Origin of the sequence: Stappia sp. (assembly GCF_965276915.1) — a bacterium.
Taxonomy (GTDB): domain Bacteria; phylum Pseudomonadota; class Alphaproteobacteria; order Rhizobiales; family Stappiaceae; genus Stappia.
On record NZ_OZ255709.1, the window covers coordinates 3,511,900 to 3,537,125 of the forward strand.

At 66.4% G+C, this 25,226-nt stretch carries 26 protein-coding genes; 13 read left to right on the top strand and 13 right to left on the bottom strand.

The window, feature by feature from the left end:
• Window positions 1–2 precede the first annotated feature (2 nt).
• The gene (locus ACQY46_RS16185) at window positions 3–563 is read right to left on the bottom strand and encodes an NADPH-dependent FMN reductase (protein WP_428697048.1); all 561 of its coding nucleotides are present in this window, start codon (window positions 561–563) and stop codon (window positions 3–5) included.
• Here ACQY46_RS16185 and ACQY46_RS16190 point away from each other — a divergent pair.
• Both ACQY46_RS16190 and ACQY46_RS16195 read left to right on the top strand, forming a co-directional pair.
• Window positions 562–957 carry a hypothetical protein gene (locus ACQY46_RS16190; RefSeq protein ID WP_428697049.1) on the top strand — a complete coding sequence of 132 codons (396 nt, stop codon included), beginning with the start codon at window positions 562–564 and terminating at the stop codon, window positions 955–957. The genes ACQY46_RS16185 and ACQY46_RS16190 overlap by 2 nt on opposite strands.
• Before the next feature lie 164 nt (window positions 958–1,121).
• Window positions 1,122–1,454, top strand: a complete 333-nt coding sequence (locus tag ACQY46_RS16195; RefSeq protein ID WP_306028794.1) for an ArsR/SmtB family transcription factor — start codon at window positions 1,122–1,124, stop codon at window positions 1,452–1,454.
• A 157-nt stretch (window positions 1,455–1,611) separates the two neighbouring features.
• Here the strand turns inward: ACQY46_RS16195 and ACQY46_RS16200 are convergent, their stop codons facing one another.
• Together ACQY46_RS16200 and ACQY46_RS16205 are read right to left on the bottom strand one after the other, a co-directional pair.
• Window positions 1,612–2,133, bottom strand: a complete 522-nt coding sequence (locus ACQY46_RS16200) for a CreA family protein (protein WP_428697050.1) — start codon at window positions 2,131–2,133, stop codon at window positions 1,612–1,614.
• A 67-nt stretch (window positions 2,134–2,200) separates the two neighbouring features.
• On the bottom strand, window positions 2,201–2,587 hold the full coding sequence (locus ACQY46_RS16205; protein ID WP_428697051.1) for a hypothetical protein: 387 nt from the start codon (window positions 2,585–2,587) through the stop codon (window positions 2,201–2,203).
• Window positions 2,588–2,826: 239 nt separating this feature from the next.
• On the opposite strand from ACQY46_RS16205, the gene ACQY46_RS16210 reads away from it, so the two are divergent.
• Window positions 2,827–3,327 carry a MarR family transcriptional regulator gene (locus tag ACQY46_RS16210; RefSeq protein WP_428697052.1) on the top strand — a complete coding sequence of 167 codons (501 nt, stop codon included), beginning with the start codon at window positions 2,827–2,829 and terminating at the stop codon, window positions 3,325–3,327.
• 199 nt (window positions 3,328–3,526) lie between these two features.
• Complete coding sequence (locus tag ACQY46_RS16215; protein WP_428697053.1) at window positions 3,527–4,768, top strand: DUF2865 domain-containing protein; 1,242 nt, start codon at window positions 3,527–3,529, stop codon at window positions 4,766–4,768.
• On the opposite strand, the gene ACQY46_RS16220 is transcribed toward ACQY46_RS16215, so the two are convergent.
• From ACQY46_RS16220 to ACQY46_RS16245, 6 genes are all read right to left on the bottom strand, one after another.
• The gene (locus tag ACQY46_RS16220) at window positions 4,731–6,098 is read right to left on the bottom strand and encodes a glutamate--tRNA ligase (protein ID WP_428697054.1); all 1,368 of its coding nucleotides are present in this window, start codon (window positions 6,096–6,098) and stop codon (window positions 4,731–4,733) included. The genes ACQY46_RS16215 and ACQY46_RS16220 overlap by 38 nt on opposite strands.
• Window positions 6,099–6,107: 9 nt before the next feature.
• Window positions 6,108–7,355: an MFS transporter gene (locus tag ACQY46_RS16225; protein ID WP_428697055.1), complete on the bottom strand. Its 1,248-nt coding sequence runs from the start codon at window positions 7,353–7,355 to the stop codon at window positions 6,108–6,110.
• Window positions 7,356–7,604: 249 nt separating this feature from the next.
• The gene (locus ACQY46_RS16230; protein ID WP_428697056.1) at window positions 7,605–8,819 is read right to left on the bottom strand and encodes an MFS transporter; all 1,215 of its coding nucleotides are present in this window, start codon (window positions 8,817–8,819) and stop codon (window positions 7,605–7,607) included.
• A 63-nt stretch (window positions 8,820–8,882) separates the two neighbouring features.
• Window positions 8,883–10,598, bottom strand: a complete 1,716-nt coding sequence (locus ACQY46_RS16235; RefSeq protein ID WP_428697057.1) for an NAD+ synthase — start codon at window positions 10,596–10,598, stop codon at window positions 8,883–8,885.
• A gap of 99 nt (window positions 10,599–10,697) precedes the next feature.
• A complete protein-coding gene (locus ACQY46_RS16240) occupies window positions 10,698–11,225 on the bottom strand; it encodes a response regulator (protein ID WP_428697058.1) in 528 nt (175 codons plus the stop codon).
• 267 nt (window positions 11,226–11,492) lie between these two features.
• Window positions 11,493–12,878: a class II 3-deoxy-7-phosphoheptulonate synthase gene (locus ACQY46_RS16245; RefSeq protein ID WP_428697059.1), complete on the bottom strand. Its 1,386-nt coding sequence runs from the start codon at window positions 12,876–12,878 to the stop codon at window positions 11,493–11,495.
• A 264-nt stretch (window positions 12,879–13,142) separates the two neighbouring features.
• On the opposite strand from ACQY46_RS16245, the gene ACQY46_RS16250 reads away from it, so the two are divergent.
• The 7 genes from ACQY46_RS16250 to ACQY46_RS16280 all read left to right on the top strand — a co-directional run bounded on the left by ACQY46_RS16250 (window position 13,143) and on the right by ACQY46_RS16280 (window position 18,398).
• A complete protein-coding gene (locus ACQY46_RS16250; RefSeq protein WP_428697060.1) occupies window positions 13,143–13,865 on the top strand; it encodes a VIT1/CCC1 transporter family protein in 723 nt (240 codons plus the stop codon).
• Window positions 13,866–14,049: 184 nt separating this feature from the next.
• The gene (locus tag ACQY46_RS16255; protein WP_428697061.1) at window positions 14,050–14,361 is read left to right on the top strand and encodes a hypothetical protein; all 312 of its coding nucleotides are present in this window, start codon (window positions 14,050–14,052) and stop codon (window positions 14,359–14,361) included.
• A gap of 80 nt (window positions 14,362–14,441) precedes the next feature.
• Complete coding sequence (locus ACQY46_RS16260) at window positions 14,442–14,669, top strand: hypothetical protein (RefSeq protein WP_428697062.1); 228 nt, start codon at window positions 14,442–14,444, stop codon at window positions 14,667–14,669.
• Entirely contained in the window at window positions 14,666–16,141 is a 1,476-nt protein-coding gene (locus ACQY46_RS16265; RefSeq protein ID WP_428697063.1) for a TolC family protein, read from the top strand. Before ACQY46_RS16260 ends, ACQY46_RS16265 begins: the two co-directional genes overlap by 4 nt.
• A 15-nt stretch (window positions 16,142–16,156) precedes the next feature.
• Window positions 16,157–17,539 carry a multicopper oxidase family protein gene (locus tag ACQY46_RS16270; protein ID WP_428697064.1) on the top strand — a complete coding sequence of 461 codons (1,383 nt, stop codon included), beginning with the start codon at window positions 16,157–16,159 and terminating at the stop codon, window positions 17,537–17,539.
• Between the two features lie 41 nt (window positions 17,540–17,580).
• Window positions 17,581–18,072 (top strand): cupredoxin domain-containing protein, encoded by a 492-nt coding sequence (locus ACQY46_RS16275; RefSeq protein ID WP_428697066.1) that lies wholly within the window; start codon window positions 17,581–17,583, stop codon window positions 18,070–18,072.
• Window positions 18,073–18,116: 44 nt separating this feature from the next.
• Window positions 18,117–18,398 carry a copper-binding protein gene (locus ACQY46_RS16280; RefSeq protein ID WP_428700508.1) on the top strand — a complete coding sequence of 94 codons (282 nt, stop codon included), beginning with the start codon at window positions 18,117–18,119 and terminating at the stop codon, window positions 18,396–18,398.
• A 41-nt stretch (window positions 18,399–18,439) separates the two neighbouring features.
• On the opposite strand, the gene ACQY46_RS16285 is transcribed toward ACQY46_RS16280, so the two are convergent.
• Window positions 18,440–19,042, bottom strand: a complete 603-nt coding sequence (locus ACQY46_RS16285; protein WP_428697067.1) for a gamma-glutamylcyclotransferase family protein — start codon at window positions 19,040–19,042, stop codon at window positions 18,440–18,442.
• Window positions 19,043–19,134: 92 nt separating this feature from the next.
• Between ACQY46_RS16285 and ACQY46_RS16290 the strand changes: the two genes are divergently transcribed.
• Window positions 19,135–20,343 carry an aminotransferase class V-fold PLP-dependent enzyme gene (locus tag ACQY46_RS16290; protein WP_428697068.1) on the top strand — a complete coding sequence of 403 codons (1,209 nt, stop codon included), beginning with the start codon at window positions 19,135–19,137 and terminating at the stop codon, window positions 20,341–20,343.
• Between the two features lie 72 nt (window positions 20,344–20,415).
• Here the strand turns inward: ACQY46_RS16290 and gor are convergent, their stop codons facing one another.
• From gor to rpiA, 3 genes are all read right to left on the bottom strand, one after another.
• The gene (gene gor, locus ACQY46_RS16295; protein ID WP_428697069.1) at window positions 20,416–21,789 is read right to left on the bottom strand and encodes a glutathione-disulfide reductase; all 1,374 of its coding nucleotides are present in this window, start codon (window positions 21,787–21,789) and stop codon (window positions 20,416–20,418) included.
• Between the two features lie 76 nt (window positions 21,790–21,865).
• Window positions 21,866–22,411 (bottom strand): DUF2059 domain-containing protein, encoded by a 546-nt coding sequence (locus ACQY46_RS16300; protein ID WP_428697070.1) that lies wholly within the window; start codon window positions 22,409–22,411, stop codon window positions 21,866–21,868.
• Between the two features lie 61 nt (window positions 22,412–22,472).
• A complete protein-coding gene (gene rpiA, locus ACQY46_RS16305) occupies window positions 22,473–23,168 on the bottom strand; it encodes a ribose-5-phosphate isomerase RpiA (protein ID WP_306028774.1) in 696 nt (231 codons plus the stop codon).
• A 241-nt stretch (window positions 23,169–23,409) separates the two neighbouring features.
• On the opposite strand from rpiA, the gene ACQY46_RS16310 reads away from it, so the two are divergent.
• On the top strand, window positions 23,410–25,179 hold the full coding sequence (locus ACQY46_RS16310) for a methyl-accepting chemotaxis protein (protein WP_428697071.1): 1,770 nt from the start codon (window positions 23,410–23,412) through the stop codon (window positions 25,177–25,179).
• The last annotated feature ends 47 nt before the right edge of the window (window positions 25,180–25,226 follow it).

A 25,226-nucleotide genomic window follows, 5' to 3' on the forward strand; every position in this document is an offset into this window, starting at 1 on the left:
CCTCAAAACGGCATGGAGCCCCCAGCGGGCTTCGTGCCGTCCGCGCAAAAGAGCGCGAAAGCCTGAAGGTAGGCCTGCACCTGGCTGCGATGTTCGGGGCTCCCGACGATCCGCGATATCTCCGCCGGCTCCATCTTCATCAAGGGCAGCCGCAGGAAGATATCGGACGTGAAACGTCCGCTGACCGTCGAAAGAACCGCGCGCAGGCTTTCCAGCATGTCATCGCCCCTGTGAGAGGCATGGGCAAGGGCGACGGGCTTGTCGACGATCGCCTCTCCCGACACGAGCCAGTCGATGGCGTTCTTCAGCCCGCCGGGAATGGAGCGCACATATTCCGGACTGGAGACGATCAGCCCGTCGCTGTCCTCGATCATCCGCATGAACCGGCGCACGGCGTCCGGCGGGTTCGGGCCGTCAAGGTCCGGCGAGAACACCGGCAGGCGTCCGACCCCGTCAAACACCGAGAGCTCGATTCCCCGGGGCACGGCGTCCTGCAAGGCCCGCAGCAGCGCCGTATTGGTGGAACCGGCCCGGGCGCTGCCGGATATGGCGAGGAACTTCATGGCCGCGATAGTGGCGAGCCAATGGCCGCTGTCAATGCGCACAGCCCGCGCGGCGGCACCGGGCGGCGCGGTTTACCAATCTGAACGGCGGATAAAGGGGCGGCTCAGAACGGGTTCAGATGCGAACGGGCATGATCGCGCCATGATCAACTCCTGCGTATCGGAGCCCGCCATGTCCAAGTCCTCCCCTGCCCGCGTCTCGACCTGCCGCCAGATGGTTGCGGCGATTCTCTTCGGTGCCGTGTTGCTGTCTCCGGTCGCGCTTTTCGTGCTCTCGGGCGGTGCGGATCGGGACATCTCGCAGCGCATTGCGGCACACTCCACGTGTTCCTACAGCGAAAACGTGTGCTCTATTGCGATTCCTGCCAAGGGTTCGTCTTTTAGCATTCGCTGATATCTTGCTTCCGCCCGATTGTTCGCCTCTAATGTCGCGACTTCGAATTGCAGATGCCTGAGGCTCCTCTCGAAGAGGCCACATTCGGACCCGAAACTGGGGCGTGATTGCAGGATCGCGCGTCAAACCGCAAGCCGGCCGACAGGCATTCGGGAAGGACAGGAATGATCAACGCTCTTCAGGAAAAGGCCGAAGATGCGGCGGGCTTTCTCAAGATGCTCGCCTCCGCACCGCGCCTGATGCTCTTGTGCCACATGTCCAACGGCGAGACCAATGTCGGTCAACTCGCCGATCTGACCGGCATGCGCATGCCCACCGTCTCGCAGCAACTGGCCCTGTTGCGCGCCCAGGGCCTTGTGCGGACCCGGCGCGAAGGCACGACAATCTACTACAGCCTCGACAGCGAGGTCGCGCAGGACGTTCTGGCGCTGTTGCAGAAGCACTTTTGCCCGCCGGAAACAACGCTCGGCCTCAAGACCCTGGAAACGGCCTCCTGAGCCGGATCGCGCCTTCGCGCCCGTGCCGGGATCCGTGCGCGCTCGCATCGGCGTTACCGGCAGGAACTGGCTGGCAGGAACTGGCCGGCACGGGGTGATCGAAGGGATGAACCAAACCGGGTGAGCGAAGGCCGATGACCGGGCAGGTGCCGAAGGATCAGTCGTCCAGCCAGTCGGCGCAGCGCGGCGCGGCCGCCTCGCCCCAGGGCATGATCGGCACCGTCGAGGTCGAATTCTTGGGACTGCCCTCGATGATCTTGTCCGAATAGACGAGATAGACGAGTACGTTGCGCTTGGTATCGCAGCCGCGCACGATCCGCATTTTCTTGAACATGAAGGAGCGGCGCTGGCGGAACATCTCCTCGCCCTGCTCGAACTTCGCCGTGAACGTAACCGGTCCCACCTGGCGGCAGGCAAGCGAGATGTCGGACACTTCCTCGGCAACGCCAAGCCAGCCGGAGACGCCGCCTTTTTCGGGAACGGTGAAATGGCAGGCGACCCCCTCGACCAGCGGATCGTCAACCGCGTAGGTCGCCAGCTTGTGGTCGGGCGTCAGGAATTTCCACACCGTCGACTTCTTGAAGATCAGATCCGGCTCGTCCGCCGAATAGGCCGGTTGGGCGATGGCCACCAGTGCGGCGGCGGCAAGCAGGGCGGCGCGAAGAAAGCGTGCGATCATCATGAACTCCCGGTGGTGTGCTTTTCCCATATGGGCGCAGGGAGCAACCCCCGCAAGCAAACCGGTGTCAGAAGAAAAGACCGGCAATGTGCACCAGGCCGACCAGCGGCGACGGCGTCGCAAGAAAAACGAGCGAGGCGAGGCTCGTTGCCCCCAGCAGCAGGACCGCATATTGCAGCCGCCGCTCGCCGGCCCGCCCGGCAAGATACCAGCCGAAGCCGTGCAGGGCTGCGATGACCAGGGCAAGGGCAACGGTCACGCCGGTGGCGGACACCTGAAAGCCGCCCTGCGGTCCGGCCCCGAACATGAGCATCGGCAGGAATGCGCCGGCGAGTGGCAGGAACAGCACATGGGTGAGAACGGTCCAGACCAAAGCGCCGCTCTGCGGCGGCGTTCCCCGGCGTTCACTGCCCGCGGAACCGGCCTCGCCGGATGTCGATGGTGAACCTGCCATGCTGCCTGTCGCCTCCTGCTCGCCGGGGCCGCTCCTACGGGCGACCGGCATCGACGGTCGAACCTGAGTGCCACGCCGGCGACTGACAGGCAAGCGCCGCGCCTGCGCCCACCGGTCGCATGGCAGCAGGGCTTTCCGCCAGACCCTTGCCCGTCTGTGACGCAACTGGTTACAATTGCAATCATACGCGCGCTGATTGCATCGTCAGCCGTCATCACTCCCCGCTGCGGACCCTCGGCATGACGCAAGACAAGACCCTGCTCGAACTGGAAGGCTTTCTTCCCTACCGGTTGAACGTGCTGGCGGAGACCGCCAGCCAGTCGCTGGCCGGCATCTATCGCCGCCGGTACCGGATTTCGGTACCCGAATGGCGCATCATGGCAACGCTCGGGCAGTTCGGCGCGATGACCGCCAAGGAGATCGGCCAGCACAGCCGCATGCACAAGACCAAGGTCTCGCGCGCCGCCGCCGCGCTGGAGGCGCGGCACATGATCCTTCGCACCGCCAACACGCGGGACATGCGCGAAAGCTTCCTCGACCTGACACCGCGCGGCACCGAGGTCTATCGCTCGCTCGTTCCGGAGGCGCGAAAGTTCGTCGATGCGCTTCTCCATCCTCTCGACGAAGGCGAGCGCGCCCTGCTCGACCGGCTGCTTACCCGTCTGACACGGCAGGCGGAACTGCTCAGCGCCAACCTTCAGCGCGAGGCCGCGACCACCGGCGAGACCGCGGCCGGTTAGGCGCGAGTTTACTAAAATTCGAGGCTTTCCTTGTGTTTGGGGAGCGCCCGCAGCCATAGTTCAGGCAAGGCAAGAGCCCGGTCCTGACCGGGCCGCTGGCGGCGGGCTCCGGCCGGCCCTCCGCCGCGCGGGTCAGCGAACCCGCCACAGGGAAGGTCCCGCGCCTGGGCCAGGCGCCGAAGGCACAGCGGAAACCGGTATGGCACCGATCGCAACAAGATCGACAGGGCTGATGCGGAGCTTCGCCGCCGCCGCCATGCTCGTCATGACGGCCGGCCCGGCGCTCTCCGCCAGTTGCACGGCGCTCCAGGCCGACTTGCAGCGCGTTTCCGCCGGATCGGCGAAATCGCCGGAATTCCGCAAATGGGATGCCGCCGCACGCGACCAGTCCAAGGCTCTCGGCCTTGCGCAGCGCGACTACCGCCATCTTGGCTGTGCGGCCTCCTCCGCCGGCTCCTGCTCGGGACTTGGCGACAAGATCAAGCGCATGCGCTCCAACCTGGCCAGCATCGAGCGGCAACGCGACCGCCACGCCACACCGGGCGCGGCATCGCGCAAGAGCAAGCTGCGCGCCGCGTTGCGCCGCCAGGGCTGCGGCGGGACACGGCAGGCCGCCGCCGGCGACACGCCGGGCATCCGGGCAAGTTCGCGCTCCGGCGGAGGGTTCCTCGCCCTGTTCGGCATCGGGCGCGGCAGCGAGCCGCCGGTCCAGGACGTGGCCCTGCGCGAGGAGGCGGGCACCCGCTCCACCGCGCGCGTCCGCGCCTCCTCGGAGCCCGCCTTCACCACGCGCCGGGCAAGCGGCCCCACCTACCGGACCATGTGCGTGCGCACCTGCGACGGCTTCTACTTTCCGGTCAGCTTCTCCACCAGCCAGGACGGGTTCGGTCGCGACGCCGCCGTGTGCCGGTCCATGTGCCCGGCGGTCGAGGCTCAGCTTTTCGTTCACCGCAATCCCGGCGAGACGGTCGAAAACCTCGTCTCGGTCGAGGGCATGCCCTATGCGGACCTGCCCAATGCCAACCGCTTTCGCACCGCCTATGTCGAGGGTTGCGGGTGCCAGTCGGCCTCGAGCGATCGCAAGACGATGGCAAGCCTGATCCGCAGCGGCGACGACGAGGCACTCACCTATCTGCGCGACGGACAACCGACCGGCGGCATGGGCGTCGACGGATTGCGGAGCGGCATGACGCCGTCGGGCGTCGCCGCCGAAGCCATCGAGGCGGCCACCCACGGGCGCGATCCCGATACGTTGATGAACATGGAACTGGGCTTTGCCCCGGTGCGGGCCTCGCCGACGCTGCCGGTTCTCGGCGTCACCGCGAAACCGGAAAAGCCGGTCGCCGCGATACTGCCGGTCGAGCCGGAGACCGACCCCGCGCTCCCGGCCGAAGAGCGCAATGTCAGGATAGTCGGCCCACGCTATTTCGTCGCCCAATAAGCGGCAGCAACGCCTTCATGTCGGGGCCGTGCGCCTCGCCCGTCAGCGCCTTGCGCAAGGGCAGGAAGAGCGCCCGCCCCTTGCGCCCGGTACGCGCCTTCAGCGCCCCGGTCCACGCACCCCAGGTGGTCTCGTCGAAAGGCTCTTCCGGCAGCAGGCTCGCCGCCAGCGTCACATAATCGGCGTCCTCCGCATCGACCGGCAGCCGGACAGGATCGGTGATCGCCGTCCACCAGCGCGCCGCCTCGCCCACCGTTGCGCAATTCTCCCGCACTGCCAGCCAGAACGCCTCGGCCTTCTCGCCGGCAATCCCCAACGCCGCGAGCCGCCCGGCCACATCGGCAAAGGCGAGCCCGTGCACCAGCTTCGCGTTGAGCGGTCCGAGATCGTCCGGATCGAACTTCGCCGAGGACCGCGAAACATCGGCAAGATCGACCATGCCGGCAAGCGTCTCCAGACTGTCGGCCGGCTCGATCGCATGGCTGGTGCCCGTCAGCACCGCGAGCGAGGCAACGGCCATTGGCTCGACGCCCGCCTCCCGCAGCGAGCGCAGCGACAGCGCGCCCTTGCGCTTGGACAGCCCCTCGCCCGAGACGGTGGTCAGCAGGTTGTGATGGGCGAAAACCGGTGCGGCGGCCCCAAGCGCCGCGAAGATCGCCAGCTGCACGGCGGTGTTGGCCACATGATCCTCGCCGCGGATGACATGGCTGATCCCCAGCTCGATATCGTCGACGATGGAAGGCAGCGTGTAGAGATAGCTGCCGTCCTCGCGGACCAGCACCGGATCCGACAGCGAGGCGAGGTCGACGCTCTGCGCGCCCCGGCAAAGGTCGTCCCACGCCATCTCGGTCCGGCGCGTCACGAAGGGATCGCCGTCATGGTTGGGCAACAGGAAACGCCAGTGCGGCCGTCGCCCTTCCACCTCCAGTCGCACCCGGTCCTCGTCCGTAAGCTTCAGCCCGGCCCGGTCGTAGACCGGCGGCCGCCCCAGCGCCCGCGCCCGCGCCCGGCGGCGTTCGAGCTCGTCGGAGGTCTCGTAGCACGCATAGAGAAGGCCTTGCGCCTTCAGCCGTTCCGCCGCCGCATCATAGAGCGCGATGCGGTCGGACTGGCGCACGCTCTGGTGCGGGGCGATGCCGAGCCAGCCGAGATCTCCGGCGATGGCATCGGCGAATTCGGCTGTCGAGCGCTCCCGGTCGGTATCGTCGTAGCGCAGGATGAAACGGCCCTGGTTCTTCAGCGCGAAGAGCCAGTTCATCAGGGCCGGGCGGGCATTGCCGATATGCAGGAAGCCCGTCGGCGACGGGGCGAAACGAACGGTGACACTCATGGGCACCTCTTAACCGGAAGCCGCACCGCCCGCAACGCCGCCGCTCGCCTGTCGCCGCCGCACATGCCGCGATGTCAGTGTCAGCGCCAGGGCGGCGACGAGGCAGTAGAGTGCCATGGCATAGACCTGGGCCGAATAGGCGACGCCCGCGTCGATCAGATAGCCGGTGAGGCCCGGACCAAGCGCCGAGGCAAAGACCATCATGGCGACCGTGATGGAACGGATCGAACCGAGATTGCGCGAGCCGTAGATTTCCGGCCAGAGCGCGCCGAACAGCGTCGAGCTGAACCCGTAGCTGATGCCGAGCAGCGCCATGAAGCCGAAGGCGGCGGCGGGATGCGTCACCGTGCCAAGCAGCACGCAGGCAAGCCCCAGCGGAATGAGGAAGACGGGCAGCAGGCGCAAGGCGGTCACCTTGTCGACCAGATAACCGGCGAGAAGCGTGCAGGTGATCGTCATTGCGGACATCGCCATGAAGGCGGAGGCGAAAAGCTCCATCGACCAGCCGCGAAGCTCGACCAGATAGACCTGGTGGAAGAAGATCGTCGTGCCGATGAAAGGCGGCGCCAGCGTGCCCGCGGACATCACCCAGTAGGCCGGATCGCGCAGCACCTCGGCCCGGGTCCATTGCCGCTGCGGCGCGGCGCGCTCGTCGGTGTGGATGGTGCCGCGCGGGATGCGCTCCACCTTGAGGAGCATCATCAGGGCGGGCAGCGCGACGAGAAGCAGCACCCCCACCCCGATCCACCAGGCTCCGCGCCAGCCGACGATGCCGGACAGGAGCACCATGACCAGCGGCAGGCTTGCCTCCCCGCACTGGATGCCGAGCGAGGCGACAGACACCGCGCGACCGCGCTGCGCGTCGTACCAGCGCCCCATCGCGGTCATCGCGACATGGGTCATCATCCCCTGCCCGAACAGCCGCAGGCCATAAAGCACAACAAACAGCATGGCGACGGAGGAAACGCCCGCCATGCCGGCGGAAAACAGCGCCAGCGCCACGACCACGCCCCCGGAGACCACCGCCAGCGGCTGGCTGTCGACCAGCTTGCCGACAAAGGTCAGCGACAGCGCGGACAGCAGCGTCGCCGCCATGTAGAGACCGCCGAACTCGCCATGGCTGAGATTGAACTCCACACGCAGCTCGCCCGCCACCAGCGAGATGAAATAGGTCTGCCCGAAGCTGGAAAAGAATGTCAGCAGCAGGCCGGCGAACAGCCAGCGAAGATTGTCCCTGATGAAACTGAAAAACGGCATGAGTTCGTCCTGCGACGTCTTGGCGAACGGTGGGGCGGATGACCGACCCTGCCCCCCGTCAGGCGGCGCCGGTCCGCACGGGCGGTGCCGGGCGGCGGATCAGGCGCCTTGCTGGTGTCGGTGAAATACGCTCGGTAGGGAAACCGTGAGACCTCCAGCATAGAGAAACGGGCGATGACGCGAAAGTCGCGGAATTTCCCAAGGAAGATATCCCGAGTACCGCGCCGGATGCCGCGCCCGTCGACCGGATCACCGGGGTACGGCCGCCCCTGCCCTGTGCACCGGCGCCCGCCATGCCATCACCATCAGCCAGACGAGCGCAGCCAGCGCCAGCGCGGACAACGCAGTCGCATAGCCGACGACACCCGCGACGCCGCCATGGTCGAGCGCCAGCGTCACCAGAAGCGGTCCGGCAGCCATCGCGACATTGCTGGGCAGCGAGAGGGTGGCGCTCGCCCGGGCGTAGCGGCTGGCCGAGAAATAGCTGAGCGGCAGCAGGGCCCGTGTCAGGGCGGAGATGCCGGAGCCGAAGCCGTAGCAGGCGATGAACAGGAACAGCAGCGACGAGCGACCATCGGCGAACAGCAGGATCAGCGGCGAGCCGACCAGGAGAGCCGCCGCGACAATGCCGGAGGTCACCGGCGTCGCCCAGCGGCCCGCTACCAGATCGACCAGTCGCGCGGAGATGCCGAGCACCGATCGAAGCGAGCCCAGTTGCAGCGCCAGCACCGGCGATGCACCCGCCATCTGCAGCAGCGCGATCAGCGAGGGTGCAAGCCCCGTGGTCACAAGGCTGAAGACAATGGTGACGAAGGCGATGAGCGCGAAGGCAAGCCTCGATCCGCGCCGCGTCAGGGCCAGCGGCTCGACCGCGGCAGCGGCCGTGCTCTCGGTTGTGGCCGCCTTGCGCGCCGGCAGCGCGAACAGATAGAGCGGGCAAAGCACGACTTGCGCGGCAACCGCGACAAGCATCGCGCTGCGCCAGCCGACAGCCTGCTCCAGCAGGCTCCACAGCGGCCAGCAAACGGCCGCCGACAGGCCGGTGAAGATCATCAGCACGCCGATCAGCCGCCGCGCGCCCGGGCCTTCGCGCTCGACGACGGCGGTGTTGCAGGGCACGGAGAGGCCGAAGGCGCCGCCGATGCCCATGATCACCCAGGCAGCGAAATAGAGTGCCACCCCCTCGGCCACGCTCATCAGGGCAAGGCCTGCGGCCATGATCGCTGCCCCCGCCGCCAGCACCCGCGCCGCGCCGTGCCGGTCGAGCAACCGTCCGGTCCAGGGGCCCGCGATGCCGCCGACCAGCATCATCGCCGTCAACCCGCCGAAGGCGAGCGCGTTGGACAGGCCGAGATCGTCGGCCATCAGGCGGCCGAGCACGCCAGGCATGTCGAAGGTGGTGCCCCAGCCGACGATCTGTCCGAGCGCAAGGATAGTGACGAGGCGAAACCGGTCGAGGCGCATGGGCCTCCCCTGGCGGCTGGAGAGCGGAAGCCGGACCGGACGGAAGGGGCGGGATTACCCCCGTCAGCTCCGGTCGCGGAAGCGGTTGGTGATGGGATAGCGGCGGTCGCGGCCGAAATTCTTGCGGGTGATCTTGACGCCGGGCGCCGACTGGCGGCGCTTGTACTCGGCGATGTAAAGCAGGTGCTCGATCCGGTGGATCAGTGCCCGGTCGTGGCCGCGCGCCTCGATGTCGCCGACGGACATCTCATTCTCCACGAGGCATTCGAGAATGTCGTCGAGCACCTCGTAAGGCGGCAGCGAATCCTGGTCGGTCTGGTTCTCGCGCAGCTCCGCCGTCGGCACCTTGGTGATGATGTTGACCGGGATCACCTCGCCTTGCGGGCCGAGCAGCCCGTCCGGACGATGCTCGTTGCGCCAGGCGGCGAGCCGGTAGACCTGGGTCTTGTAGAGATCCTTGATCGGATTGAAGCCGCCGTTCATGTCGCCATAGAGCGTCGCGTAGCCGACCGACATCTCCGACTTGTTGCCGGTCGTCGCGACCATCGCCCCGAACTTGTTGGAGATCGCCATCAGGATCGTGCCGCGCGTGCGCGACTGGATGTTTTCCTCCGTCACCCCGGCCTCGGTGCCGGCGAAGAGCCTGTTCAGCGACGCGGAAAATCCTTCGACCACGGGGGAAATCGCCACCGTGTCGTAGCGCATGCCGAGCGCGTCGGCGCAGGCCTGCGCATCGACAAGGCTTTCGCTGGAGGTGTAGCGATAGGGCAGCATCACGCAGTGAACCCGCTCGGCCCCCAGGGCATCGACGGCCATCGCAGCGACGACGGCGCTGTCGATGCCGCCGGAAAGTCCCAGCACCACGCCCGGAAAACGGTTCTTTTCGACATAGTCGCGAAAGCCCAGCACGCAGGCCTGCCAGCGCGCCGCATCCATGTCCGGCAACGCCGCCTTCGGGCCGCTCTCGCAGGCCCATGTACCGTCGCTGTAGCGCTGCCAGTCGGTGATCGCGATCTCGTCGATGAACTCGCCCATCTGGAAGGCAAGCCTGCGGTCGGCCTGAAGCGCGAAGGAGCCGCCGTCAAAGACAAGTTCGTCCTGCCCGCCAACCTGGTTGCAATAGACGAGCGGCAGGCTGGTTTCGACCACCCGCTGAACCATCACCTGCAGCCGCACCTCCGGCTTGCCGGCATAAAAGGGAGAGCCGTTGGGCACCAGCAGCAGTTCCGCGCCCGTCTCCGCCAGGCACTCGCAGACCTCGTCGGACCAGGCATCCTCGCACACGGGAATGCCGAGGCGGATGCCGCGAAAGCCGACCGGCCCCGGCAGCGGGCCCGCCTGGAAAACGCGCTTCTCGTCGAACTCGCCATAGTTCGGCAGGTCGACCTTGAACCGTACGCCCTCGATGCGGCCGCCATCGACAAGCGCCACGGCATTGTGGAGCTTGTCGCCCTCGCGCCAGGGCAGCCCGACAATGAGGCCCGGGCCGCCATCGGCGGTCTCGCCAGCCAGTTGCTCGAGCGCTGCCCGGCAGGCCGAAACGAAAGCCGGCTTGAGGACGAGATCCTCCGGCGGATACCCGGAGAGAAACAGCTCTGAAAAGAGAACCAGATCGGCGCCGGCCTCGGAGGCCTGCGCGCGGGCCTTGCGGACCAGAGCCAGGTTTCCGGCAACATCGCCGACCGTGGGGTTAAGCTGTGCGACCGCCAGTCTGAGACGGCCGTCGCGGGCCGGCTGGGATCGGTCGACTGCGGGAGAATCTGTCCGGGGCGTGCTCATGCAAAACGGTTTATCGCGGCCCCGCCGCCTGCGCAATCGACGCGATGCATGGCCGCCGCGCGCTCCGCGCGAGGCCCCTCCAGGGATCGGTCCGATTTATCAGAGAAAGACGGTTCCCGCATCATGGCCGCGTGAGGCCCCGCTCCTGGCGATGACGGCAGCCGAGGGCATTGCCGCGGGCTGCGGTGCACGCGGCGCCGGCCGCAGGCCCTCGTCCTTGCGCACGAACGGCCGATACTCGGTAAGCACCCGCTGCATGCGCTGGTAGAGCATCGCCGGCGAAACGGGCTTGGCCAGGAACTCGTGAATGCCGAGATCCAGCGCCCGCAGGATCACCGGTTTGCGCGCATCGGCGCTGACCATGATCACCGGCGTGGTGGCAAGCAGCGGATCCGTGTCCGAGCGCAGGATGGACAGGAATTCGGCGCCATTGAGCGGCGACATCACCCAGTCGCAGATGACGAGATCCGGCTTGCGGTCGAGCATCATGGCGAGCCCGTCCGAGCCGTCACCGGCCTCCAGCACGCGGCGAACGCCAAAGCCGCTCAGGATGGCCCTGAACAGGCTGCGCATATGCGAATTGTCGTCGATGACAAGCACCGACAGTTCCGACAGGTCCAGTATCATGCCGTTCGGTCCCCTCCCGATTGGCGCATAGTTCAATATATGCGAAACGCCTCAATATTTCCTTTACGTAAGCATGTTTCCGCAACCGTGCGTTTGCTGCCTCCCCCATTTCCCCGTATCCGCTGAGGGAACCGCCATACGCCCCGACTGGTTGCGATTTTCTTTCGGGATCGGGTGCGCCGCCGAAAATGTCGCAGCCGCCTCCCGCAAACGAAAAGAGGCGGCCTGAAGGGCCGCCTCTCTTGTCGCGTCAATCCGGTGGAGGCGTCAGGCGATCGCCGCCTCACGCTCGCTGTCGCCACGGGCCTCGCGTTCCTTGCGCACGTTCTCCGCAACAAGGAAGGCCAGTTCGATGGCCTGCTCGGCGTTGAGGCGCGGATCGCAATAGGTGTGGTAGCGGTCGGCGAGATCCTCCGCGGTCAGCGCCCGGGCACCGCCCGTGCATTCGGTGACATTCTTGCCGGTCATCTCGATATGGATGCCGCCGGCATAGGAGCCTTCGGCCCGGTGCACGGCAAAGAAGGCCTCGACCTCGCGCAGGATGCGGTCGAAGGGTCGGGTCTTGTAGCCATTGGCGGTGATCGTGTTGCCATGCATCGGATCGCAGGACCAGACCACCTTGCGCCCTTCGCGCTCCACCGCGCGCACCAGCGCCGGCAGGTGCTCGAACACCTTGTCGGCGCCGAAGCGGCAGATCAGCGTCAGCCGGCCCGCCTCGTTGGCCGGGTTCAGCGTGTCGATCAACTGCAACAGCTCGTCCGGCTTCAGGCTCGGACCGCATTTCAGGCCGATCGGGTTCTTGATGCCGCGGAAGAACTCGACATGCGCATGGTCCGGCTGGCGGGTGCGGTCGCCGATCCAGAGCATGTGGCCCGACGTCGCGTACCAGTCGCCCGAGGTGCTGTCGACACGGGTCATCGACTGCTCGTAGCCGAGCAGCAGCGCCTCGTGGCTGGTGAAGAAATCGGTCGAGCGCAGTTGCGGCGCCGTGTCCGGATCGATGCCGCAGGCACGCATGAATTCCAGGCTCTCCGAGATGCGGTCGGCGAGCGCCTGATAGCGGTGGCTCTGCGGGCTGTCCTTGACGAAGGACAACATCCAGCGGTGCACATGGTCGAGATTGGCGAAACCGCCCTGTGCAAAGGCGCGCAAGAGGTTCAGCGTCGCCGCCGACTGGCGGTACGCCATGATCTGGCGCTGCGGATCCGGCTCGCGGCCCACGGCATCGAACGTGATGTCGTTGACGATGTCGCCCCGGTAGCTCGGCAACTCGATGTCGCCCTTCTTCTCCATCGGAGAGGAACGCGGCTTTGCGAACTGGCCGGCGATCCGGCCGACCTTCACCACCGGCTGGGCCGAGGCATAGGTGAGCACCACCGCCATCTGCAGGAAGACGCGGAAGAAGTCGCGGATGTGATCCGCGTGATGCTCGGCGAAGCTCTCGGCGCAATCGCCGCCCTGGAGGAGAAACCCGCGTCCTTCGGCGACTTCGGCGAGTTGGGACTTCAGCTTGCGCGCCTCACCTGCAAAAACGAGCGGCGGAAAGTCGGACAGGCGGCGCTCCACTTCCGCGAGCGCGTCCGCGTCGCGATACTCGGGCACCTGCACGATCGGCTTTGACCGCCAGCTTTCCGGTGTCCAGTTCTGCGCCATTTTCCCAACTCCGTTAAAAATCGACCTGCGGCAAGATTCCGTCTCTGCCGGCATCCGCTCCGGTTTCGCGTTTCGTCCATCCCTGTCCGCCCTGGCGAAAGTTGCGCGGAACGGCAGTGCCGCGCGTTATACACGCGCCCGCCCCACGAGGCCACACCTAACGCGGGCACCCGCGTTCCCGTCCGCACCCGTGATGTTGCGCATTGCATCGCGCCCCGGCCCCTGAAACTCTGGCGGCGGAACCTCCTGGACGGGAAAGCCGCAATGCCGCTCGAACACGATCACACCGCCGCGGGGATCGCCGCGAGACTGGCGCAGGGTCCGCGTGTCAGCTATCTGCGCGACTGGATCTATGGCGGCATCGACGGTGCGGTCACCACCTTCGCCATCGTCGCCGGCAGCATCGGTGCCAATCTCTCGGCCCGGGTGATCCTGATCCTCGGCATCGCCAATCTGATCGCCGACGGCTTCTCGATGGCCGCCGCCAACTATTCCGGTACCAAGGCCGAGCACGACGACTACGACCGGCTGAGGAAAATGGAGGAGCGCCACATCGATCGCGAGCCGGGCGGGGAAACGGAGGAGATCCGCCAGATCTTCAAGGCCAAGGGTTACCGGGGCGAGGAGCTGGAACAGATGACGGCGTTGATCACGTCGCGCCGCACAGTCTGGGTGGAGACCATGCTGGCGGAAGAGCACGGCGTCTCCAACGGACTGCACGACCCGTTGAAATCGGCCATGGCGACCTTTTCCGCCTTCGTTGTCTGTGGCGCGGTGCCGCTCGTCCCCTTCGTCGCCGGACTGCCCGCCTCGGCGATGACCGCCGCCATCGCGACCGGCATCGTCTTCTTCGCCATCGGTTCGGCCAAGTCGAAATGGTCGACGCAGGGCTGGTTGCGGTCGGGCCTTGAAACCCTTTCGATCGGGCTCGCCGCTGCCGGACTTGCCTGGGCGGCCGGCCATCTGCTCGAAAGGTTCATAGCCTGACGAGCGACATTTTCTGCTTGCGCTTGCCTCCCCCGTCATTACATTTCACGCCATGCAAGGGTCCCCCCGCCCTCTCGCCGCCTGCCTTTTCAGGCTGTTTCTCGCGGCACTGATCATCCTGGCCAACACCGCTCCCGGCGGCGTTGCAATGACACTTGCCTCCTCATCCGCGACGCAGGGACATATGTCCGGGCATGCCCGCCATGCCGACGCGATGTCCCATGCCCGCGGTGACGACCATCTCCTTGCCGACGAGATCATGGCCCAGGCAGAGCCGGGCAACACGGCGAAGCATGCCGCAGGCACCGACACGCCCCGTCATGACCACGGCGACACCACCCAGGCGGAATGCTGCCTGTCCTTCTGCTTCCCTGTTCTTGCGAGCGAGATCGCGCCCGCTCCGCTGCGAGCGCGCGTAAAGCCCGACAGCGACCGAAGTGTCCGTACACTGGTCGCCGCGCTTTCGCACGGCCCCGAACGCCCCCCTCGAGCCTGACCGACCGGCCGGCCTAACCGGCCCGTTGCCGCGTGCCGCCCGGTGCGGCCTGCGCCCTTGTCATTCTCGAGGAAATCACCATGCTCTCCAGACTTCTGGCGGCCGTCGTGCCGCTGGTGGTGGCCGCTTGCGGCACCACGCCCCTGCCCGTGCTCGATCACGGGCCGGCCCCCGACGACGCACGGTCGGGCATCGTCCACATGCAGGGCTCATCGGTCGTCGCTCCCTACACACACCGCGTTCCGGTCGGTCCGGGCAACTGGCGCCGCCTCAATGACCACCAGGCACCGGGCGGAGGTGCATCATGATCCGGCCGCGCCTCTATCGACTGGCGGCGACGGTCGCCGGCCCGTTGCTGCTTGGTGGCTGCGTCGCCACAGCCTCTTCCGACCTCTACGGCCCCGGCGATGCCGGCTTCACCCAAGTGCTGGGCCAGGTGGCTCCATCCACCGGCAAGGCGCGCCCGGCATGGATGCAGAACGCCGAGCAGGCCCGCACAGTCTCGGACCGCGTCAGCAAGCTGGTGCAAGGCAAGACGATCAGCGCGGAAACGGCCGTCCAGGTGGCGCTGATCAACAATCGCGGGCTGCAGGCCGCCTATTCCGATCTCGGTATCAGCGCAGCAGATGCGTGGCAGCAGACCCTGCTGCCAAACCCGACGGTCTCGGTCGGGCTGCTCGGCATCGGCCAACCCGGGCTCGTTGCCTTCCGCACGATCGAAGGCCTCCTTGCCAGCAATATCCTTGCCCTGGCGACGCATTCCAGGCGCAGCGCCATCGCCGAAACCCGCTTCCGCCAGGCGCAGATGCAGGCGGCCGGCGAGACCTTGCGTGTCGCGGCGGAAACCCGCCAGGCGTGGGTCGGGGCGGTGGCCGCCTTCGAGGCACTCGCCTCTCTCAACCAGGCGCGCCAGGCCGCCGACGCCGCCTCCGAACTGGCGGAAAAGCTCGGCCAGAGCGGTGCCATGCCGAAGGCCGCACAGGCCCGCGAGCATGCGTTCCACGCCGAGCTGACAGGCCAGATCGCGGAAGCAAGGCTGGCGGCGAAGCTCGCCAAGGAGAAGCTCGCCCGCGTCATGGGTCTCTGGGGGCCGGACACGAAGTTCTTCGTGCCGGATGCCCTGCCGGCCCTGCCCGGACGGCTGATGAAGAAGGAACATGTGGAACGCGAGGCCCTGCAGCGACGCACGGACCTGCAGATGGCCAGGATCGAGCTTGAGGCGACGGCTCGCGAGCTCGGCCTGACGAAGGCGACCCGCTACGTCACCGATCTCGGCCTCGTCGCCGGTTTTGAGACGGAACGGGAGCTGGAGGACGGCGAAATCCAGACCAAGGGTACGGCGCAGCTGGAACTGGATTTTGCCATTCCGATCTTCGACAGCGGCGCTGCCCGGATGAAGAAGGCGGAGTTCACCTACATGCGGGCTGCCAACCGGCTTGCGGAACGGGCCGTCAACGTCCGCTCGGAGGCACGCTCGGCCTATCTCGCCTACCGCGCGTCCCACGAGATTGCCCGCCACTACCGCGACTCCGTGCTGCCCCTTCGCACCCAGGTCCAGGAGGAGGCTCTTCTTACCTACAACGGGATGATCACCAACACGTTCGAACTGCTCGCCGACACCAGGGCGCGCATCGGCACCGTGCTGCTCTCGGCGCGTGCCAAGCGGGACTTCTGGCTTGCCGAGGCGAACCTCGCCGCCGCGATCCATGGCGGCGGCGCCCCTGCGGCCGCCGAAGAAGGCGGTGAGGCCCCGCTTGCCGATGCCGGCGGCGGTCACTGAGAAACGGAGCAGACAATGCTGAACAGACGTCAGATCCTTGGAGCCGGGGCGGCAGGCGCTACCCTGGCCTCCACCACTGCCTGGTCGAAGACCTCCAACACGGGCCTGCCCGAAGCGGCCACGATGGACAATCCGCGGACCCAGGCTCCGCTCACACCCACCTCCGGACCCGACTACAACCCGGTCGTCACCCTCCACGGCTGGACCTTGCCGCATCGCATGAATAACGGCGTCAAGGAGTTCCATCTGGTCGCAGAGCCAGTCGAGCGGGAGATGGCCGACGGCATGACCGCCTTTCTGTGGGGCTATAACGGCCAGTCGATCGGACCGACCATCGAGGCGGTCGAAGGCGACCGGGTCCGCATCTATGTGACGAACCGCTTGCCCGAGCACACGTCCGTGCACTGGCACGGTCTGATCCTTCCCTCGGGCATGGACGGCGTCGGCGGCCTGTCCCATCCCGGCATCCCGCCGGGCAAGACCTTCGTCTACGAGTTCGATCTCGTGAAGAGCGGCACCTTCATGTACCACCCGCATGCCGACGAGATGGTGCAGATGGCGATGGGCATGATGGGCTTCTTCATCGTGCACCCGAAGGATCCCTCCTTCATGCGCGTCGACCGCGATTTCTTGATCATGCTCAACGCGTTCGACATCGATCCCGGCTCCTACGTGCCGAAGATAATGACCATGACCGACTTCAACCTGTGGACCTGGAACAGCCGCATCTTTCCGGATATCGACCCGCTGGTCGTCTCCCAGGGCGACCGGGTGCGGGTCAGGGTCGGTAACCTGACCATGACCAACCATCCCATTCACATGCATGGCTACGACTTCGAGGTCACCTGCACGGATGGCGGCTGGGTGCCTGAATCTGCACGCTGGCCCGAGGTCTCGATCGACATCCCCGTCGGCGCCATGCGCGCTTACGAGTTCGACGCCGTCCATCCCGGCGACTGGGCCATCCATTGCCACAAGTCGCATCACACGATGAACGCGATGGGTCACGACGTGCCGACCTTCATCGGTGTCGACAAAACGGCGCTTGCCGCGAAGATCCGCAAGCTGCAGCCCGAATACATGCCGATGGGAACCGCCGGTATGGCCGACATGGGCGAGATGGAAATGCCGCTTCCTGACAACACCATCCCCATGATGGCCGGCTGGGGTCCCCACGGTCCGCTGGAGATGGGCGGGATGTTCTCCGTGGTGAAAGTGCGCGATGGGCTTGCCGCCGGCGACTACGCAGACCCCGGCTGGTACGAAAATCCGCCGGGCACGCAGGCCTGGGAATGGACCGGCGAATTGCCGGACTTCGCCCGCGCCACCGACGCCTCCACCACCCTTACCGATGCTCCGCGGCCAGCGCCAGTCGCTCCGCACAAGCATGGCGGCTGATGCCGCCCGATACCCCCCGAAACTGAAAGGACAGTCAGATCATGAAACACGCTTCAATGACACTCGCCGCAGCCCTTTGCGCCCTCGGCCTTGGCATGGGTGACGCGCTTGCCGCCGGCACCCATGCCGGCGGACACGGCGACGAGATGGCCGCAGGCAGCCCCGGCAAGGCCACGGCCGCAGCGCGCACTGTCGACATCACGCTGAAGGAAACCGACGAGGGCATGGCGATCGAGCCGGCTTCGCTGCAGGTGAAGCAGGGAGAAACGATCCGCTTCCAGGTCACCAACACCGGCGAGATCGAGCACGAGTTCGTCATCGACACGCATGTTCGGAACCAGGAACACAAGAAAATCATGGCCAAGTTCCCGGAGATGGAACACGACGATCCAAACTCCGTCCGGCTGGACGCCGGGGGAGAGGGTGAGGTTGTCTGGACCTTCAGCAAGGCCGGCACGTTCGAGTTCGCCTGCCTGATCCCGGGACACTATGAGTCCGGCATGCATGGCGACATCAGCGTCGGCCGCAAATGACCCGCGCGCGACACCACCCCTCCCAGGAGACCAGGATGATCAAGATGAAACTCGCAACAGCCCTCGTTGCCGCCCTTGCCGCTTTCTCCGCCGCGCCCACGGCGCTCGCCGCCGAATATACCAAGGGCGTCGTCAAGAAGGTCGACCTGCACGCCGGCAAGGTCACTGTCATTCACCAGGAACTGAAGAACCTCGATATGCCGGCCATGACCATGGTGTTTCGCACCGCCGACGGCGCCATGCTGGAGACACTGAAGGAAGGGGCGGAGATCGAGTTCGTTGCCGAACGGGTCGCCGGCAAACTGACGATCATCGAACTGAAGTAGACGCGCGGTGCCGGGGCGGTGGAGATACCGCCCCGGCCGCCTCAAGCCGGCATATGCTCCACGCCGGCTTTCGTTAAATGCCGATCGAAAAGGGCAAGCAGTTCGGGATCGATCTTCTGTGCACGCGGATAGCGCGGCGCGGCGCGGTCGGCCAGCATCGGCGCGTGCCAGCCATCGGTGGTTTCGATGAAGTGACGTACCCCCTCTTCCCCCCAGAAATCGTAAAATCCCGCCATCACGCAGTCGACATAGCTTTGCAGGATCGGATGGCTCTCGTCGCCCCAGCGACGAATGTCCGCGTCCGCCTCGTAAAGAAAGGCGTTGGCGGCGACCCGCGATCCCTCCTGGTCGCAGACGAAGTGATCGCCGATCCCGTCGATCCGCTGATACCGCCGCTCGCGCCGGTCGAGCACGGCAAGCCGCTCGGCCGGTTCGCGCACCATGACGCCGCGGATCCGGGTTCCCGGGTCGCGGAAAACCGTCAGCGTGCAGACGCAGCTCAACCGGTTGGAGCGGTCATGCGGCCACCAGGCACGCCATTCGCGGCGCCAGCCATGCAGCATCCCGGCAACCGCGGACGCGTCCGGGCCAAGCGTGCGCGTGTTGACGAGCGAGCCGTAGCCGAAATAGGTGATGTGCGTCATTGCCAACTGTCCCCCGCCGGAAACGCCGCGTTCGCCCCCGAACCGCGCATCCGCTACCCTGCCGCGTAAATGCCTAAAGGATCATCACCGCCATGACCAGCACTGAAAACTTGCAATCCGGCCCCTGGAACGCGTCCGACACCGACAGGTTGCGCGCCGACACGCCGGCTTGCGCGCGGCTCGTCCACTTCAACAATGCGGGCGCGAGCCTTCCGCCCTCCCCCGTTCTGGAGGCGGTGAAGGCCCATCTCGATCTGGAAGCGGAGATCGGCGGATACGAGGCCGCCGACCGGGCGGAGGCAGCGGTTGCGGACTTCTATCCCGCCATCGGCGCGCTGATCGGCGCGCGTCCCCACGAGATCGCCTTCATCGAAAACGCCACCCGCGCCTGGGACATGGCCTTCTATTCCGTGCCCTTTCGCCCGGGCGACCGGGTGATAACGGGGCGCGCGGAATACGTCTCGAACTACGTCGCGCTGCTGCAAATGAAGGCGCGCGCCGGCATCGAGATCGACCTTGTCGACGACGACGAAAGCGGCCAGATCGACCTGAAGGCGCTCGAGGCCGCGATCACTCCGAGGACCCGGCTGATCGCGCTCACACACGTTCCGACCTTCGGCGGCCTCGTCAATCCGGCCGAGGAGGTCGGCGCCATCGCACGGCGTCACGGCATTCTCTACCTGCTCGACGCCTGCCAGTCGGCCGGCCAGATTGCCCTAGATGTTACCCGCTTGGGCTGTCACATGCTGTCGGGAACGGGGCGCAAATACCTGCGCGGACCGCGCGGCACCGGGTTCCTCTATGTCTGCGACGAGGTCATCGATCAACTCGAACCCGCCTTTGTCGACCTGGAATCCACCCAGTGGCTCGATGCCGAGAGCTATCGTCTTGTCGACGGCGCAAGGCGGTTCGAAAACTGGGAGCGCTTCTTTGCCGGCCAGATCGGCCTGGCCCGCGCCGTGCGCTACGCGCTCGACATCGGGCCGGCGCGGTTGGAGGCGCGCATCTCGGGGCTGGCGGCATTGCTGCGCGAGGAGCTTGCGAAACTGCCCGGTGCCGCCGTTCACGACCGCGGCACGCACCGCTGCGGCATCGTCACGCTGACAGTGGAGGGCGAGGATCCTGCGCAAACGAAGGCGCGACTTTCCGCCTGCGGCATCAACACATCGGTCTCGACCGCTTCCTCCGCCCGTATCGACCTGCCGCGCCGCGGCCTCGACGCACTGCTTCGGGCCTCGCTCCATGCCTACAACACGGAAGAGGAAATCGGGACCTTCCTGAAGGCCATACGGGATCGGTAGACCCGGGGAAATCGCCAACCCGGCCGGGCGGCGAAACAGGCGCCGCCCGAAACGTCGGAAACATCAGTAACGTCAGGCGGTGACCCGCTCGGTCGGCTCGCGCATGGTGACGAGTTCTTCCGCCGCTGTCGGATGCACGGCCATGGTGGCGTCGAAATCCGCCTTGGTGGCGCCCATCCGCAAGGCAATGCCGAGCACCTGTGCCAGTTCGCCGGCATCGTGCCCGAGAATGTGCACGCCGAGCACCTTGTCGCTCTCCGGCTCGACGAGAATCTTCATCAGCATCTTCTCGTCGCGCCCTGAAAGCGTGTGCTTCATCGGCCGGAATTGCGAGCGATAGACGTCGACGGCGCCATGCGCGGCCAGCGCCTCGGCCTGCGTCAGGCCGACCGTGCCGATCTCGGGCTGCGAGAACACCGCCGTCGGGATCATCGAATGGTCGGCGCTCCAGCTCTTGCCGCCAAACTCGGTGTCGGCGAAGGCATGGCCCTCGCGGATGGCCACGGGCGTCAGGTTGACCCGGTCGGTGACATCGCCGACGGCGAAGATCGAGGGCACGCTGGTGCGCGACTGCCCATCGACCATGATCGCGCCGGAGGGGGCAAGCTCGACACCGGCGGTATCGAGGCCGAGACCGGCGGTGTTCGGTCGACGGCCGATGGCGAACATGATCTTGTCGGCAACCAGCGCCTCGCCCTTGCGGGTGTGGCCGACCAGCTCCGTTCCATTCTTCTCAATCGAGGTGAAGACATCGCCGCAAATGACTCGGATGCCTTTCTTTTCCATCTCTTCATGCAGCGCCTTGCGCAGGTCGTCATCGAAGCCGCGCAGGATCTCCTCGCCGCGATAGATGAGCGTCGTCTCGGCGCCCAGGCCTGCGAAGATGCCGGCGAATTCGACGGCGATGTAACCGCCGCCAGCCACGATCACCCGCTTGGGCAGGTCGGACAGATGGAACGCCTCGTTCGAGGTGATGACGTGCTCGCCGCCCTCCAGGCCGGCATCCACATTGGGCGTGGCGCCGACCGCGATCAGGATCTTCGCCGCGCGAATGCGACGACCGTCCGAGAGAAGATGCACCGTATGGGCATCTTCCAGCACGGCGCGGCTGTCGAACATCTCGACGCCGGCCCGCTCCAGGTTGCGGCGATAGACGCCTTCGAGCCGGGTGATCTCCCGGTCCTTGGCATCGATCAACCGTTCCCAGTCGAAGTGGCTCTCGCCGACCTGCCAGCCGAAGCCCGCCGCGTCCTCGAATTCCTCCGAAAAGCGCGAGGCGTAGACGAAGAGTTTCTTCGGCACGCAGCCGCGGATGACGCAGGTTCCGCCATAGCGGTACTCCTCGGCAATGCCGACGCGTGCACCGTGCCCGGCGGCGATGCGCGCCGCACGCACACCGCCCGATCCGCCACCGATGACGAACAGGTCAAACTCGAAATCGCTCATGCCTCGCCCTTGCGCTCCATGCCCCTGCACCCGTCCGTGCCGAAAAGGACCGCCCGGCATCCGGCCGGGCATGTCCTTACTGTGCCGGCGCCTCGGGCGTCGCCTGGCTTTCCTGCGCGGCGAGGCGCTTGGTCAGCTCCTCACGCACCAGGGTCACCATCTCCGTCGAGATCACGTCGCCCCACTGCTTGGCGGCCCCGATCGACAGCGCGCGCAGTTCCGGCTCGACCTTGGAATACTTCTGCCCCAACGGCGTCTTGTAGAACGCGGCCAGTTCCTTCAGCTCCTCGACGGTGAACCGTCGCGCCCAGACTTCATAGACGACCCGGTTCAGCTCCGGCCGGCGCTCGGCAAGCCCGAGGGCCGTCTCGTTCACGACCTCGTCGATCATCGCGGTATTGGCCGGGTTGTTCTGGATGAACAGCGTCCGCGTCCGGTCGGCCATCAACGGCAGCACATTGTCGAAGGCACGGATGGCGTTGGCGGAAGAGACCGCGTCGCGCGCCGCAGCGATATGCTCGTCGGTGAAGCTCTCCTGCGCGGTGAGCGGCTGCCCCAGCGACAGGACAAGCGCGAGGGCCGTTGCGGCAATCGTCGCGGTCTTCCGGCTATTTCGAAACATCGGGTACTCCATGGGCAAGTGATCGGGCACCCGGCCCTTGCGGCCGGGCGGCGCCGTCAGGTTATTCGGTCACCGGAACGAGGCGCTCGACCCCGGTTTTTCCGGCGAGATAGGCGGCATCCGCGATGCCGATGAAAAGTCCATGCTCGACGACGCCCGGAATATCGAGCAACGCGCGCGAAAGCGCCGCCGGGTCGGTGATCTGGCGCATGTCAATGTCGAGAATATGGTGTCCGCCATCGGTGACGAAAGGCGTGTCGCCGCCACGCAGCCAGATCGGCGCTTCGTAACCAAGTCCGGAAAGCGCGCGGGCAATCGCGTTGCGTGTCGAGGCAAGGCCGAACGGCACCACTTCCACCGGCAGGGGAAAGGCTCCAAGCGCCTCCACCTTCTTGCTTGCATCGGCGATCACGATCATGCGAGTGGAGGCCGATGCCACGATCTTTTCACGCAGCAGCGCACCGCCGCCGCCCTTGATCAGGCAAAGCCGGGCGTCGAGTTCGTCGGCGCCGTCAACGGTCAGGTCCAGCTCCGGGCAATCCTCGAGCGTCGTCAGCGGAACGTCCAGGTCCTGGCACAAGGCTGCGGTGCGCTCCGATGTCGGTACACCGATGACCTCGAGCCCCTCCCTCACCTTCTCCGCCAGCGCGCGAACGAAATGTTCTGCAGTCGATCCCGTGCCGATGCCCAGACGCATGCCGTGACGAACCTCGTCAAGCGCCGCTTCGGCGGCCAGTCGCTTCAGGTCTTCGCTCATTCCGTTCCGTCTGTCCTTGAGGTTGCGGGGCCGGCCACAGCCAGCGTCGCGCGGGTTTAGCATGGGAACCGCGCAAGGCAAAGAACCCGCGGACCACCGCCAGCACGGCTGCCCTGACATGCGGCGAAAGTCGAAGGCTGCGCCATTGCATCGTTAACCAACAGTTCAAGTAAATCTGCGACCCTTGAATGAAGAAAAGGCCAGAGTCCCTTGGGGAAGTTACGTCCTCGGAGAAAAAAACATGCGCATGTTTCCGGCATTGCGCCGTAAAGCCGTTGAAATAACTGATGTTCTGGAAGTGATCGAGGAGGCCGGCACGCCAACGGAGGCGCAGACGACCTCGCTCGGGCGAGACCATCAGACCGCCCTGACGCTCGACCTGATCGAATCCGACCTGCGCGCGGCCGCCGCCGGCATCGGCTCCGGCGCAGAAGAGCTGCGGGAGCGGGTCGGCGAACAGCTTCTGCTGCTCTCCGACATTCGCGGACATTCCGAGGCGCTGCGCTCCGAATCCCAGCATGCCGACGAAACCGCCCATCACCTGTCGCAATCGGTGGAAAGCCTGGTCGCGGCCAGCAACGAGATCGACACCCAGGTGCGCACCTCCGGCAAGCTTGCCGAGGAGGCCCGGCAGGTGGCCGACACCGCCAATGCCGGCATACAGGAACTGAAGACGGCGATCGACGACATCGCCAACGTGGTCCGCCTGATCTCCGACGTTGCCAAGCAGACCAACCTTCTGGCGTTGAATGCGACGATCGAGGCGGCGCGCGCCGGCGAGGCCGGCAGGGGTTTCGCCGTCGTCGCCAACGAGGTCAAGGCGCTTTCGGTGGAAACCCAGACCGCGACCGACGAGATCGTCGCCAATATCGCCAGGCTGCAGCAGTCGGCCGAAGGCAGCATTCACGCCGTCGACCGCATCATCGGCGTGATCGGCGAGATCCTGCCCAGTTTCTCCGCCGTCGCGGAGGCCGTCGGCCAGCAGATGGAAACCTCGAAGTCAGTGGGCGAGACCGCGCGCCAGACGGCGGATTTCGTGCGCGCCGTGACCGACAAGGTTTCGACCATCGCCGCCGCCACCGACAGCGCCGAGCGCGCCGGCACAGCCGCCGGAAACGCCTCCAGTCAGATGCTGGCGCTCGGAACGAGCCTCAACAACCGCTTCACCATGATGATCCGGCAGACCACCATCGGCGACCGCCGCCGCGACGATCGCCTGCCGGTCGAGATGACCGGCACGGTCACGCAAGGTGGCACCCGCGTGCCGGTCAAGACGCGCGACGTTTCCGCCGGCGGCGTGTTGCTGGTGCCGCAGGGCGGAGCCTCCAATGGCTCGACCGGCCAGGCCACGGCCGATATCGACGGTCTCGGGCGCACGGCGCTGCGGGTCGTCGCCGTCTCCGAAAACGGCATGCACTGCGCCTTCGAGGAGCCTGGCGAGGCCTTCACCGGCCGGCTGGTCGATGTGCTCGCCCGGGTGCGCGCCGAACTCAACCCGTCCATCGAATGCGCGCAGGACGGCGCCCGGCGGGTGATCGAGGCCATGGAAACGGCCCTCCAGGGCAACGCCCTGACGCTGGACGACCTGTTCGACACCGATTACCAGCCGATGGCGGGCACCGACCCGCGTCAGGTCTCCAACCGGGCACTTGCGGTGCTCGACCGGATCCTGCCGCCGATCCAGGAAGAGATTCTCGGCCGGGCCGACGGAACCGGCATGGCGTTCTGCGCCTCGGTCGATCGCAACGGCTACCTGCCGGTGCACAATCTCGTCTATTCCAAACCGCAGCGCGCGGACGATCCGGCCTGGAACGCCGCCAACTGCCGCAACAGGCGCGTCTTCGACGACCGCGCCGGTCTGAGCGCCGCCCGCAACACCCGCCCTTTCCTGGTTCAGACGTATCCGCGTGACATGGGCAACGGCACGATCATCTGGATGCGCGAGGTCGATGCCCCGATCGTCATCGGCGACCGTCACTGGGGCGCCTTCCGCACGGCCTACAAGCTGTAGACCGGCCGGAAAGACGGAAGCCTTCGGGCATGTCGCCCGGCCGCGCC